Source organism: bacterium (genome assembly GCA_030530825.1).
GTDB lineage: Bacteria > Patescibacteriota > Saccharimonadia > Saccharimonadales > Saccharimonadaceae > Nanogingivalis.
The window spans coordinates 529,343-542,595 of sequence record JAUMUF010000001.1 but is presented as its reverse complement, the minus strand read 5'-3'; the positions used below and the strand labels follow the sequence as shown (position 1 = coordinate 542,595).

At 43.5% G+C, this 13,253-nt stretch carries 14 protein-coding genes and 1 tRNA gene; 10 read left to right on the top strand and 5 right to left on the bottom strand.

Annotated elements, in window-relative coordinates; translation table 11 throughout:
* Positions 1–2: 2 nt before the first annotated feature.
* Positions 3–2,366 carry a phosphoketolase family protein gene (locus Q4A21_02955; protein MDO4902482.1) on the top strand — a complete coding sequence of 788 codons (2,364 nt, stop codon included), beginning with the start codon at positions 3–5 and terminating at the stop codon, positions 2,364–2,366.
* A 40-nt stretch (positions 2,367–2,406) separates the two neighbouring features.
* On the opposite strand, the gene Q4A21_02950 is transcribed toward Q4A21_02955, so the two are convergent.
* Positions 2,407–2,781, bottom strand: coding sequence for a hypothetical protein (locus Q4A21_02950; GenBank protein ID MDO4902481.1), 375 nt, complete (start codon positions 2,779–2,781; stop codon positions 2,407–2,409).
* A gap of 251 nt (positions 2,782–3,032) precedes the next feature.
* Here Q4A21_02950 and dnaK point away from each other — a divergent pair, with 251 nt between their 5' ends.
* On the top strand, positions 3,033–4,925 hold the full coding sequence (gene dnaK / locus Q4A21_02945; protein MDO4902480.1) for a molecular chaperone DnaK: 1,893 nt from the start codon (positions 3,033–3,035) through the stop codon (positions 4,923–4,925).
* A gap of 56 nt (positions 4,926–4,981) precedes the next feature.
* Here the strand turns inward: dnaK and Q4A21_02940 are convergent, their stop codons facing one another.
* Complete coding sequence (locus tag Q4A21_02940) at positions 4,982–5,215, bottom strand: hypothetical protein (GenBank protein MDO4902479.1); 234 nt, start codon at positions 5,213–5,215, stop codon at positions 4,982–4,984.
* 38 nt (positions 5,216–5,253) lie between these two features.
* On the bottom strand, positions 5,254–5,631 hold the full coding sequence (locus Q4A21_02935) for a hypothetical protein (protein MDO4902478.1): 378 nt from the start codon (positions 5,629–5,631) through the stop codon (positions 5,254–5,256).
* Positions 5,632–5,962: 331 nt separating this feature from the next.
* Here Q4A21_02935 and Q4A21_02930 point away from each other — a divergent pair, with 331 nt between their 5' ends.
* Positions 5,963–6,349 carry a DNA-binding protein gene (locus tag Q4A21_02930; GenBank protein MDO4902477.1) on the top strand — a complete coding sequence of 129 codons (387 nt, stop codon included), beginning with the start codon at positions 5,963–5,965 and terminating at the stop codon, positions 6,347–6,349.
* A 54-nt stretch (positions 6,350–6,403) separates the two neighbouring features.
* Here Q4A21_02930 and Q4A21_02925 read toward each other — a convergent pair whose 3' ends face one another.
* On the bottom strand, positions 6,404–6,802 hold the full coding sequence (locus Q4A21_02925; GenBank protein ID MDO4902476.1) for a hypothetical protein: 399 nt from the start codon (positions 6,800–6,802) through the stop codon (positions 6,404–6,406).
* A 76-nt stretch (positions 6,803–6,878) separates the two neighbouring features.
* On the opposite strand from Q4A21_02925, the gene Q4A21_02920 reads away from it, so the two are divergent.
* The 3 genes from Q4A21_02920 (at position 6,879) to Q4A21_02910 (ending at position 9,763) form a co-directional block, all read left to right on the top strand.
* The gene (locus Q4A21_02920; GenBank protein ID MDO4902475.1) at positions 6,879–7,160 is read left to right on the top strand and encodes a hypothetical protein; all 282 of its coding nucleotides are present in this window, start codon (positions 6,879–6,881) and stop codon (positions 7,158–7,160) included.
* Between the two features lie 48 nt (positions 7,161–7,208).
* The gene (dnaJ, locus tag Q4A21_02915) at positions 7,209–8,297 is read left to right on the top strand and encodes a molecular chaperone DnaJ (GenBank protein MDO4902474.1); all 1,089 of its coding nucleotides are present in this window, start codon (positions 7,209–7,211) and stop codon (positions 8,295–8,297) included.
* A 92-nt stretch (positions 8,298–8,389) separates the two neighbouring features.
* On the top strand, positions 8,390–9,763 hold the full coding sequence (locus Q4A21_02910) for a DUF1704 domain-containing protein (GenBank protein ID MDO4902473.1): 1,374 nt from the start codon (positions 8,390–8,392) through the stop codon (positions 9,761–9,763).
* 5 nt (positions 9,764–9,768) lie between these two features.
* On the opposite strand, the gene Q4A21_02905 is transcribed toward Q4A21_02910, so the two are convergent.
* Positions 9,769–10,035 (bottom strand): hypothetical protein, encoded by a 267-nt coding sequence (locus Q4A21_02905; protein MDO4902472.1) that lies wholly within the window; start codon positions 10,033–10,035, stop codon positions 9,769–9,771.
* 174 nt (positions 10,036–10,209) lie between these two features.
* Between Q4A21_02905 and Q4A21_02900 the strand changes: the two genes are divergently transcribed.
* The 4 genes from Q4A21_02900 (at position 10,210) to Q4A21_02885 (ending at position 13,232) form a co-directional block, all read left to right on the top strand.
* Entirely contained in the window at positions 10,210–11,589 is a 1,380-nt protein-coding gene (locus tag Q4A21_02900) for a RimK/LysX family protein (GenBank protein MDO4902471.1), read from the top strand.
* Positions 11,590–12,507 (top strand): 30S ribosomal protein S6--L-glutamate ligase, encoded by a 918-nt coding sequence (gene rimK, locus Q4A21_02895; protein MDO4902470.1) that lies wholly within the window; start codon positions 11,590–11,592, stop codon positions 12,505–12,507. It begins immediately after the preceding gene.
* Between the two features lie 141 nt (positions 12,508–12,648).
* Positions 12,649–13,113 carry a hypothetical protein gene (locus Q4A21_02890; GenBank protein MDO4902469.1) on the top strand — a complete coding sequence of 155 codons (465 nt, stop codon included), beginning with the start codon at positions 12,649–12,651 and terminating at the stop codon, positions 13,111–13,113.
* A 42-nt stretch (positions 13,114–13,155) separates the two neighbouring features.
* Positions 13,156–13,232, top strand: a tRNA-Lys gene (locus Q4A21_02885).
* Positions 13,233–13,253: the final 21 nt, after the last annotated feature.

Sequence of the window (13,253 nt, the reverse complement as noted above, 5' to 3'; positions counted from 1 at the left end):
GAATGAATAGTGGGCAAAATCTTGATAATATTAAAAAGTTTATTCGCGCGACCAATTTTTTAACTGTGGCGCAGATTTTTTTGAAAGAAAATTTTACTCTCGAGCGCAGTCTTGAATTCGACGACATCAAACCGCGCCTCCTTGGTCACTGGGGCAGTTGCTCTGGCGTAAATACGGTTTACGCGCACCTTCTCGCGGCGCAGAAGAATCTCGATTTTGCTTCGAGCCCGCTCAAAACGGCGTTTATGCTTGGCCCGGGTCACGCGTTTCCGGCGCTTCAAGCCAATCTTTTCTTGGAAGGCACACTTTCGGAATTTGATAAAAATGCTCCGCGAAATGCTAAAGGTCTCGCGCATATTTCGCGTAAATTCTCTTGGCCAAAGGGTTATCCAAGCCATGCTAGCCCCTACACACCCAATGTTATTCTTGAGGGTGGTGAACTCGGCTATTCGCTCGCGACCGCTTTTGGCGCGGTGCTTGACAATCCTGATCTGATTTTGGCGACATTGATTGGTGACGGCGAGGCTGAAACTGGCGCAATTGCCAGTGCGTGGCATCTTTCTAAGTTGATTGATCCAGTTAAAAATGGCGTAGTTTTGCCGATCCTGCATCTTAACGGCTACAAAATTTCTGGTCCAACAATTTTTGGTTCGATGAGCGATTTTGAACTTATTCAATATTTCCACGGTCTTGGCTACAATCCCAAGATTATTGATGAATATTCTGCCGAAGACATTGACGCAGATTTTGCTAAAACTTTGCGTGAAGTCTACTGCGAGATCTCCAAGATAAAAATGAATCTTGCTCCTCGCGATGACTTTGTTCGTCTACCGATGATTATTTTTCGAAATAAAAAAGGAAGTGGCGGAGTTAAAGAAGTTAATGGCGAAAAAATCGAGGGTAACTCTGCGGCGCATCAAGTGCCTCTGCCGAACGCTGGTAAAGATAAGGCTGAGTTGAAGGCTCTTGAAAATTGGCTCAAATCTTACGATTTTGAAGAACTTTTTGACCGAGAAAAGGGAGAATTTAGCGCTTGGTTGGAAGAATTTTTGCCCGCACGAGGATCTCGTCTTGGTATGAATAAGTTTTTGGAAGGCTGGAATAATTTTAGGCCGCTTGAAATGCCTAAAATGGCAGATTCGCAGGGTGAAAAATCTCTCGCAATGAATGCAATTGGTGAATTTTTGCGCGATGTATTTAAGCAAAATCCCGACAATTTCCGCTTTTTCAGCCCAGATGAGACTTATTCCAACAAATTGAATGCGATTTTCGAAGTTACTTCTCGAAGTTGGCAGCGTGATATTAAGCAATGGGAAAAAGATTTGTCAAGAGATGGTCGGGTTTTGGAAATTTTGAACGAAACTTCGCTTCAAGGTTTGCTTCAAGGCTATATTTTAAGTGGTAGACACGGTGTAATGACGAGTTACGAGGCGTTTATGCCGATTGTTTCAAGCATGATGGATCAGTACGCTAAGTTCTTGATACAAAGCCAAGATGTGGTATGGCGTGGCGATATTGCTTCGCTTAACTATGTCTTGACGTCTACTGGCTGGCGACAGGACCACAATGGCTTTTCTCACCAAAATCCGAGTTTTTTGGATGAAGTTTTACGACGGCATAATGGAATTGGGCAAGTTTTCTTGCCGGCTGACGATAATCTGGTCCTTGCTTCAATGAAAAAAATGCTCGAAAGTCGAAATAACATCAATGTTTTGATTGCTGGCAAGACGCCTGAGCCGAGATTTTTCTCACTCGAACAGGCGGAAAAGATAATCGAACGGGGCGGAATTTTTGTTTATGACCTCTGGCGCGGAGAAGAATTTGATGCTTGGCGGGCTGGCGGTTCGATCGATAAGCCTGATGTGATTTTGGCAGCGAGTGGTGACTATGTCTTTAAGGAGGTCGTCGCTGCGGCGCAGATTTTGAATCAAAAAATGACAGGTGAGAAAAAGAAGAAAATTCGAATCGTCTATCTCTCGGCGATGAATTCTGGCGGATTTGGCACCTTCAAAAATACACTTTCTAAGCAGAACTTCGTCAATATTTTCGGTGAAAAAACTCCCGTGTTTTTCTCCTCCCACGGCTATACTCAATCTGTTAAAGCACTTCTTTTTGACTATATAAACCCTTCACGATTTACTGTTAATGGCTATGAAGAAAAGGGCTCGACGACGACGCCATTTGATATGTTGGCGCGAAACCAAGTGTCGCGATATGATGTGGCTGAGCGTGTGTCGGAGCACTTTAACCATAAAAAATTGGCGCAACAATTTGCTCAGAAGCGACAAGAAATTCTTGATTTTGCTGAAGAAAACTCTGTCGATCCGAGCGAAATTGAAAACTTTAATTATTTGCGATTTTATTAAAAGAAAACCGCCTGCTTAAATGCGGGCGGCTCAACTTGCTCTACCATATTGAATAAATCAAGTCTAAGCGTCGAGCTTCGATGTCTCGCGCCAAGCGCTTGATTATAGCCTCATCCACCTTCAGTATTGCAGATGCGGCAAAATCTTTGTATCTATTCATGTCGCTTGATGGGATGTTCCTATTTTCATACATCTTTCCATCTTGAATCATGAATAAAAACTCCTGATTCGGCTTAATGAGATAAAATCTCACTTCGAACCCATCTTGCGATAAAGCAACCGTCATTCTGACAGCCTCTTCTTCAGAGCTATCGACGAAGGATGTGAAGTTGGTTGAGCATCGCTTATCCTCTGCGTTTACGGAAAAGCGTTTTGTGATAGCGAAAGTATTGTTGTATCTTTCTAGCAGTGTCATTTCATGTACTAGTCTCGCCCTCTTCTCGGCGAGCCTCTCTAATTTAATTTTATCCGAAGATGTTTTTATAATACCATAAAATACATAAAAAGTCAATAAGTAAATACACATTAATACTATGTTGTAAATAAAACAACATTAGCACTCTTGACTTGTGAGTGCTAAAAGCGTATAATTTAGATATGGCGCTGGACACAACTGCGAGGGCGCCAACTGAATTTTGTGAAATAATTTAATAAGAAAGGATAAAAATGGGAAAAATTATCGGAATTGACCTAGGTACAACCAACTCAGCATTTGCGTATATGGTTGCTGGAAAGCCAGAGGTTATCACTAACGCGGAAGGCAATCGCACAACTCCAAGTGTGGTCGCAATCAATAAAAAGGGCGATCGTCTCGTTGGTCAAGTTGCGCAACGCCAGCGCGTCACCAACCCAAAAAACACGATTTATGGCGTAAAGCGCCTCATCGGACGCAAATTTACAGATGCAGAAGTTCAAAAAGACCTTGACATTTTGCCTTACGAAATCGTTAAAAAAGGCGACGGCGTTGCTGTAAAAATGGGTGACAAAGAATACACTCCAGAAGAAGTTTCAGCGATGATTTTGAGCAAAATCAAAGCCGACGCAGAGGCATTTCTTGGCGAGAAAGTCACAGAAGCAGTTATTACCGTTCCTGCTTACTTCGACGATTCTCAGCGTCAAGCAACCAAGGACGCGGGTAAAATCGCAGGGTTGGAAGTTAAACGAATCATCAACGAGCCAACTGCTGCCGCGCTTGCGTATGGTTTGGATGGCAAAAAAGATGAAAAAATCGCCGTCTTCGACCTTGGTGGTGGTACCTTCGATGTGTCGATTCTCGATATCGCGGATGGCGTTTTCGAAGTTCTTTCGACCAACGGTGACACGCACCTAGGTGGTGAAGACTTCGACAACCGAATTGTCAATCATTTCCTCGATGAATTTAAAAAAGAAGAGGGAATCGATCTTAAAAACGACTCCGCGGCAATGCAGCGACTCAAAGACGAGGCGGAAAAAGCCAAGAAGGAACTTTCTTCAACAACTTCTTACGAAGTCAACTTGCCGTTCATTGCGATGGAAGACGGCGTGCCAAAGAACTTCGAATATACTTTGACTCGTGCCAAACTTGAAGATCTCGTATCTGATCTCATTGAGCGTCTTGCCGTGCCAGTAAATAAAGCGCTTGACGATGCTGGACTTAAAGCGAGCGATATTAGTGAAGTTGTGATGGTTGGTGGTATGACTCGAATGCCAGCCGTTGTGGAAAAGGTTGAAAAAATCTTCAACAAAAAGCCAACCCAAGGTGTTAACCCAGATGAAGTTGTGGCTGTGGGTGCGGCAATTCAAGGTGGTGTTTTGGCGGGCGATGTCAAGGATGTTCTCCTTCTCGATGTGACACCTCTAACGCTTGGTATTGAAACTGCTGGTGGCGTTCGAACTCCAATGATTGATCGCAACACTACTGTTCCAACTTCTAAGAGTCAAGTTTTCTCGACTTACGCTGACAATCAGCCACAAGTTGAAATCCATGTGCTTCAAGGTGAGCGTGAAATGGCTGCCGACAACAAATCGCTTGGAAACTTCATTTTGAGCGGAATTGCTCCTGCGCCACGAGGTGTGCCACAGATTGAGGTGACTTTCAATATTGACGCCAACGGAATTTTGACCGTTTCCGCCAAGGACAAAGGCACCGGCAAAGAGAACAACATCACCATTCAAAACAGCGGAAATATGAGCAAAGAAGATATCGAAAAGGCTCAAAAAGATGCTGAACTTCACGCCGATGAAGACAAAAAGAAGCGTGAAACTATCGAGGCCAAAAATGCTCTTGAAAACGCCATCTATCAAGCCGAGAAGATGCCAAAAGAATTTGAAGGCAAAATCTCCGACGACGATAAGGAAGCGATCGAGAAAGCGGTAGAAGAAGCCAAGAAGTCTCAATCTTCGGACGATAAGGCTGAACTCGAAAAAGCCGCTCAGACGCTTCAAGACGCGATTATGCCAATCGGTGCCAAGTTGTACCAAGCCGAACAAGCGGCTGCCCAATCAGATGAAAAATCTGGCGAAACCAAAACTTCGCGCAAAAAAGCTGATGATGCTGTTGAGGGCGAAATTGTAGAATAGCCTACCCATAAAATAAAAAATCACCCACTTTTGTGAGTGATTTTTTAATGTTGAAACTATTTATTTTCGAGCGATTCGATTCGTTTTTTGAGTTCTTGAATTTCAACTCGCTGGCTTTGCTCGTAGTCGCCGTCAAGTTTATGGCTTTCCAGATAGTTGTTGTAGAAAAAAGCCACAAAACCTACCATTCCAACCAACCCCAACACAGATAAAATCGTGATGATAAGATGGATTATTTGCCAATCTCTTTTGGCGAAGAATTTAATGTGGTTAGATTGTTTTTTGCTCATATATACTCCTTTGAAAAGAGCCTACGCAAAACTCTTATCTATTTGATATAAACCATTATTGCTCCGTGTGGAACATACACGGTCTTAACATGCCTTCCGAACGGAACGGGCAGGAAGCCAAATAATTGATATCTGCCTTCAACAACAACATTATAACTTCTTCCTGTCTGTATTCTGAACGAACGAGCCGATTGATAGTTGACCATTTGTCTAGAGGTTGATTGGTCGTTATCGTAAGCATCGGCAATTACGATTCTTGAGTTCAGGATAGGATTTCCGTTTGTTAGTGACTTATCGATAACAAACGAAATCGAACGAGTGTCTGCCTTAACGGTATTATCTTCAAGGGCTGTTGCCCCAACGAATCCGAGAGCAAGCAGGGCTGTTATGAATAATTTTGAAAAGAACTTCTTCATTTTTATTACCTTTTATCTTTCTATTATGAAGATTTTGGCGAGTTGTGCGTAGACCTACCTAAATATTAGCAAGTCGCTATAAGTTTGTCAATAAAAATAAACATAATTTGCTTGATTTTTGCTTGAAAAAACGGTAAAATAAAACTGCGAAAGCGATTAAGATTAACTAAGAACATTTGCGGGTAAAATCTGCAACAAGTTGCCAATCTTTTGCCAACAAGTTGAGAATTTTTTCTTAACAAGTGTAGAAAATTTTCCCGACAAGTTCACAAATCTTTTTCAACAAGTTGTCATGGATTTCTCGACAAGTTCAGAAAAGGAGCAACTCTTTATGTCTATCAAATTCAAAGCGGTTCAAAAAGCCAATCCTCGCAAACTCGACGACCCCAAAAAACACTACGCCACCGCTATCTCCGCTGGCCTCGTCGATCTCGATACGCTGACCAAGCGGATTGCGCGACGCTCGACAACCGTTTCGGACATTGATATTATGGCTGTATTGAAGGCGCTAACCCACGAAATCGCCTATTCTGTGGAGGCGGGCGAAACCGTCCATCTTGGCGATCTGGGCTATTTTCATATCACGCTCAAAAGCAAGGGGCAGGACAGCGCCAAGGCGGTGAGTGCTGGCGACATTGAGGCTGCCAAGGTGCGCTTTGTGGCTGGAAAGGAACTTGAAGCAGTGTTGAAGACCGCCCAATTCGAGAAAGAAAGTTAAACGAATAGCAATAAAAAGGCGCCTCTCCTGATGTGGAGGGGCGCTTGTAGTGTGCTAGAAGTCTCTAATCTCGACTCTGCGAGTCCGGGCGGTCAATCCAATGTCTGCCAGAGAAGATTTTTCCTTCTTCTCGTGATATATTGTGATTTTCTTAGTGATTGAGTCGATTTTGACATCAATAACGATTTCGCCATCGCCAAGACTCTCATCAGATTTAAGTGAGTATATCTCAAGAAAATCGTTAGCTACGGATTTAACAGATTCTTGCTTGAAAGCAAAATCCAAGTTAAAATCGCTTGTGTCAAAATTTTGAACCCAGTAATTTTTGGGCAGATTGTTATCATCTCGAATTTTTTCAAGATCGATGATTTCTTTTGCGAGTTTGCAGACAGCGTCAAACAGAGAAGTACTCTTGTTGGTGAAGCCGTTGATTCTGATATGCGAAATGTTCATAAGGTACCTCCAAATATAGATATAACCCCATTTTACCATATATTGACAAAAAATCAATATGTGATACAATTAAAATATGAATAATTTCGAAAATCAAAAACCAAATAGCCAAGAAAATCACAGCGAGCAGTGGGAAGTTTCGCCCCAAGAAATGCCAGCATTTAGTCAAATCGAACGCCTCGAAGCCGAGAGAAACGAGATCGCTACGACGTATTTTCAGGGCAGGCGCGAGGATTATCTCGAAGAATGGCAATATCTGATGGCGCGCGAGGGCTTCGAAGATATGAAGACTGCGCAACTTCGAAAAAAGGATAACGAGATTTATATCGCACGCGCTCAGCAATCTTCGCAAAACTAAAACATTAGCACTCTTGAAATGAGAGTGCTAATTTGTTATAATTAAAGAATGAGTAAATCTGACTATTATGATGTTTTGGGCGTAAAAAAGGACGCCAGCGCTGATGAAATTAAGAAGGCTTTTCGCCGAAAGGCGGTGGAACTTCACCCCGATAAGGGCGGTGATGAGGCCAAATTTAAGGAGGTTAATGAGGCTTATGAAGTCCTAAAAGATAAGGAAAAGAGGCAACGGTATGACCAATTCGGCCACGCTGGCGTGGGCGGCGCAGGCGGTGGCGGTAATCCTTTTGAAGGGTTTAATTTTGGCGGGCAAGGCATCAATTTTGACTTTGGCGGTGGATTTGGCGATATATTTAGCGACCTTTTTGGCGGTGGCTTTGGCGGTGGTCGGAGTTCTGGGGTGCGTCGCGGGCGAGACCTTCAAACAGAAGTTGTGTTGAGTTTTAAGGAGGCGATTTTTGGGCTTGAAAAAACGCTCGAAATCACTCTCGATGATGATTGCGACCACTGTAATGGGAGCGGTGCTGAGCCAGATTTTGGTATGAAGAAGTGTCCGACTTGTGGCGGAAGTGGTCAGCAGACGCGCGTGACGCAGACGCTGTTTGGGCCGATTCAGCAGACCACAACTTGCGAGACTTGTCAAGGTAGGGGTGAGGTGCCAGAAAAGGACTGTGGTGTTTGTGGTGGGGCGGGCGTGAGGCGCCAGAAGCAAGAGATTAAACTTAAAATCCCAGCCGGAATTGATGACGGTGCGACGATCCGTCTTAGCGGTCGCGGTGAGGCGATAAAGGGTGGTGAAAAGGGTGATCTATATGTTAATATTCGTGTCAAGGCGGATAAAAAATTCACTCGTGAGGGCGATTTAATCTTGAGCGAAGAGCGCATCTCTATGATTGACGCGGCTCTCGGCACCGAGATCGAGGTAGAAACTGTCGATGGGCCTCTAACTATCAAAATTCCTGCTGGAACGCAGAGTCACACCGACTTTAAGTTAAGCGGACACGGCGTGCCTCATCTGCGTAGCGACAGGCGAGGAGCGCATATTATCACTATTATCGTCGAAACGCCAACTCGACTTTCTAAGAAGCAAAAAGAACTGCTTAAAGAATTTTCCAAAACCAAGAAAGGCATTTTCTGAAAGTTTGCCGACATTTTTAATATTAAAGCGCCCTGATTTAAGCAGGGTGCTTTCTTGACTTTTTGCGCAGAATGTGGTAATGTTTATTTAATATGAATAAATTTAACGCGCCGAATTTTGAAAAGTCGCCAGAAAAATTCTCAACTCGCGAGGCTTATGAAAACATCGATCCCGCGATTTTGAGCAAATTTCGCCCAGCAAATGCTGAAGAGGCGGAGGCGGAGTTTCACAAAAATCCATATCTCTACAAGCCTAAAAATAATTATCAAAATTACACGCCGGAAAGTGTTTTCGAGCTTGGAAAAAGCATCGAAAGCGCGATTGAGATTCTCGAAAATGACCAAGATTTGTCAAAAATCGAGCAAGAAATCTACGGCTCGCAGATTGAAGTTCAAGCCAAACGCTATAAATTTTTGCGGGCGGGCTTGGATTTTAAATCGGCACAAACGGAAGAAGAAAAATCCGCCGCGCGCGAAGAATTTATGAAATACAACCGCGAAATCTGGGGCGCGCCAGAACGCGAAACTTTTGAATCTTTGCTCGGCGAGAAATTATCTAAGCTTTCGAAGAAGGAATTTTCGGGTCACGGAAAATGGATCCGCGAGTCGCTTTTGGCGGAATTTCCAGATGTGGATTTGGAGAAAACCGGCGAGAGATTTAAGCCTTCGAACGAGGTTTTTGAGGCTTTTGGTGACGGCGTGCGAATGCTTTTTGCTGAGCAATTGGCGCAAGTTCCGGACGCGCCACGCGATGGTGATAAATTTTCTGCCCAAGAAATTGGCGAAGTTTTCCAAAAAGTTTTGGGTAGCTTCGAAGACGGAACAGAATTTTCGAAATATGAAATTTCTTGGAAGGATTCTGGCGCGATAAGCGTAAACTCCTCCAAGCGGCAAATCTCAATTTCGAAAAACCGCGCTGGCGTTTCGAAAAAGCAATTGGAGGGCTTGGTTGCGCACGAAATCTGCACGCATTACTACCGTGCGCAGATTGGCGAAGGCTACGGAATTACGCCACTTCGAAAGGGGTTGGATGGCTATCTTGACACCGAGGAAGGGATTGCGCGGGCGATGGAAATGGCGGTTTCTGGTAAATATGTCGAAGCGGGTGTTCCACATTATTTGACAGCCGGAATGGCGGAATTTATGGGCGCGAGCTTCCGTGATGCTTATGAAATAAACTGGCGAATTTACGCGTTGGAAGATTCAAAAACTGGAGAAATTTCGGACGAAGACATTCAAAAAGCGCAGGCAAAAGCCTACAAAAACACTCAGCGAATCTTCCGCGGGACGGATGAGCTGCCATGGTTTAAGGATTTGAGTTATTATAACGGCGGGCAAAAAATCTGGCAATATATCGAGAAAAATATCGACGATCCGATGCTTTTTGATAATTTGTTGCTTGGTGGAAAGTCTAATGTTTTCGATAAATCTCATGGGCGGATTTTGTACGGCTTAAAAACTCAATAAATAAATTAAAAACCCCGCGAATTTGCGAGGCTTGGAGGTTTAGACTGCCGAACGGGCAGAGATGAGCGCTTTATGTGCTCTTTGCTGTGGCGAAAGACCGCGTTTTTGTGCGCGCGGAACTCATACCGTGTCATAATTCTCTTACGGAGGTATTGTTCTCCGCAGGCTTGCAAATACTCACGCTCACTGACAAATCGACCGCCTTCTTCCCAACCATCTGGCAAGACGACGATCTCTGTGCCATTCAATAATCTGATTTCAGGTTTTTTCATAAAACCCCCTCCTTAAAGTTTCTAACGAGTTTTGGTAAGGTCTCGCAAACCGGTTTTTATATTGCATCATAAAATTATACCAATGTCAACTGAATGCACAATATTGACTTTTTGCGTAAAATATGATAAAATTAAGCCAGTTATTCACCCAAATCAAAAGAGAAAAGGAGTAAAATGCGCAAGCCGGTTTTTGGATTTTTTAGAGAGAAAAGAGACATAGAAGAATTTAAATTTAAAGCCGAGCACTATAAGCAGGCGTATCACGAACTTTTCTCGGAGTTGGAGTTTAGAGGTGTTGAGCCTGTTTTTTTGATGGGGAACGGGACTTATTTGGGTGATGGGGTTTTTTCGAAACACTGGGTTCAGGTAGAGAAAGACGGTGAATTTATCTTCGAAAAACGAGGTAAAATAAAAGTTGATGTTCTATGGGCCAAAGATTACTTTGAAGGTGACGGCGTGCCACAGATTAATTCTGTTGAATTTCGAAAAGTTTGTTCTGACAAAAACCTAACATACAATCTTTTGGAAGAATTTCAACCAAAAAGTTTTTTGGCGCAAAATGAGACAGAAATTATCGCCGCATTCGAAAAAATCCCAACCAGCAAGGTCGCGGTCAAGACATTATCGGGAAATTCTGGGGCCGGCGTTTTTGTGGGTGAAAAATCTGATTTTAATCTGGCGGAATTTGGTAAAGATTTTCCACTTCAAGTTCAAGAATTTATTGAAACCGATTGCGGCGTGCCAAATATCGTTGAGGGTCGTCACGATTTCAGGGTGATAATCATCAATGGCGAGGCGATTCTTGCGACGCTTCGAACTCCGCCCGAAGGTGGCTTGAAGTCCAATATTGGCTATGGCGGTACGACTTTTTTACTCGAAAAGGAAAAAATTCCGCAAGATTTGCTTGAGATTTGTGCTAAAATTGATGAAAAACTTGCCGCGATTGGAGCAGATAGATTTTATTCTGCTGATTTTGGCCTGACTAAAAACGGCTGGCGATTGTTTGAAGTTAATGCAATGCCCGGCACGATTAACAGAGGTCGTGGTGAGTTTTCAGTTGAGTATCAGCGCCAACTTGCTAACTTTTTTGCAGCGGCTACTATCAAAAATTCTGTGCTGAAAATTGGTCGTGCTGAGCGGGTTAATTTGCCGAATTTCGAAATTGCTGAAATTCCCGCTAAAATCGACAGCGGTGCGTGGAGTTCTTCGATCGACTGCGAAAGGGCGGAAGTTTTTGAAGAAAATGGTGTTCAGAAATTGCGATTTGTGCTTTTCTCCAAAAATCGTCCAGAATATACGGGGCGAGAAATTGTGACGGAAAACTTTGAAGTTACAGAGGTGAAGAACTCTAATGGCATCGAAACGCGTTTTGTGATTTTCGAAAAAATTGAGATTGGCGGGCGAGTTTTCGAGAGTCGCTTTACGCTGGCGAGGCGCGCGCATTTGCGTTATCCGATCTTGATCGGGCGGCGACTTTTGCGCGAAACGGGCTTTTTGATAGATGTGAATTTAGGGCAGGGATTGCCTGATGATGAAGAAGAAAGGGATTTGTAAATGAAGATTGCAATTTTGTCAAACTCTGAAGAGAATTATTCAACCAAAAGACTAAAAGAAGAGGCGGAAAGCCGCGGTCACGAAGTTGATATTATTGCCTATCGCGATTGTTATATTTCGATCGATGATAAGAATCCCAAGGTGCTTTTTGATGGTAAAAGTGTTGAAAAATACGATGTGATTATTCCACGCATTGCTAGTTATATGACCAAATATGGCACCTCTGTTGTGCGTCAGCTGGAAGCGATTTACCCAAAGGCGTTTTTTGTTAATAAATCGTTGGCGATTACTCGCGCGCGCGACAAACTTCGTTCGACGCAGCTGCTTGCTAAGGCTGGCGTTTCGATTCCAAAAACCGTCCTTTCTCGAAACACCGCCGACATCGATGATTTGCTCGAAGAAATTGGCGGCACGCCTGCGATCATCAAGTTGGCTCGCGGAACGCACGGCAATGGCGTGGTTTTGGCTGAAACCAAAAAGGCTGCCAAGTCCGTTCTTCAAGCATTTTACCTCAATAACTCCGACGGGACTAACATTTTGATTCAAGAATTCATTAAGGAATCCGCCGGCACCGATATCCGTGCGTTTGTGGTGGGTTCGCAAGTGGTGGCTTCAATGAAGCGCCAGAGCCTTGATGATGATTTCAGAAGCAATCTTCATAAAGGCGGTTTGGGTGAGCCGATCAAACTCACGCCAGAAGAACGAAAAATGGCCGTGCGCGCGGCTAAGGCTATGGGGCTTTCGATCGCAGGTGTTGATTTGATGCGCTCTGAGCGGGGACCTTTGGTTTTGGAAGTTAATGCTTCGCCCGGATTTGGTATCGAAAAAATCACCTACCGCAACGTCGCTGGTAAAATAATTGATTATATCGAAAGAAACGCCAAACGGGGCAATAAGAAGGATAAGATTGGCGCTTAGGCTTGTGATTTGATTTTTTGAATTTTCCGCAGGGCGCGCCCGAGGACTTTTCGAAAAACAGATCTAAGCCGTAAGCATTTTAATCACACCTCCTTGAGCGTGTGGTTTTGATTTTTGATTGCTTCGTGATAAAATAAAATTATGGTTGTGCTTATTTTCTTCTCAATCTTGGTGATTTTTCTGATACTTTCTCGGCGTAAAATGGGCTATTTTACTCTTGCGCTTTTTGCTGGATATGTTTTGGATAGTTTTTGGAATAGTGAAGTCACGCAAGCCTTAGCAACTCTTGGTTTAAACATTCCGCTAGCCACATTGAGCGGAATGGCGGGGCTTTTCTTGACGCTTGCGCCCGCAATTACGATCCTTGTCAAAAATCCCAAACAAGAAAATTGGCTTGGTGGTATAATTTCTAGTGTTTTCTCTGCTGCGGTGGCTTTAAGTTTGAGCATTTCGCATCTATCGCGTGTTTTTTCTTTTGATTTTTTGTCTAAAAATTTGGCATTGACTATCGAGCCTTTTGCGAAATATTTAATTTTGGGCGGCGTAGTGGCTTCGATTTTAGGAATAATCTCATTCAAATTAAAAAAGTTGGATCAAAAGTCTTGACTTTTTGAAAATTTTAATGTAAGATAGAAAAGTGTTATAGATGGGTCTGTAGCTCAGCTGGTTAGAGCACCTGCCTTTTAAGCAGGGTGTCGTGGGTTCAAGCCCCACCAGACCCTCCAAATTGAAAAATAAACACTCGC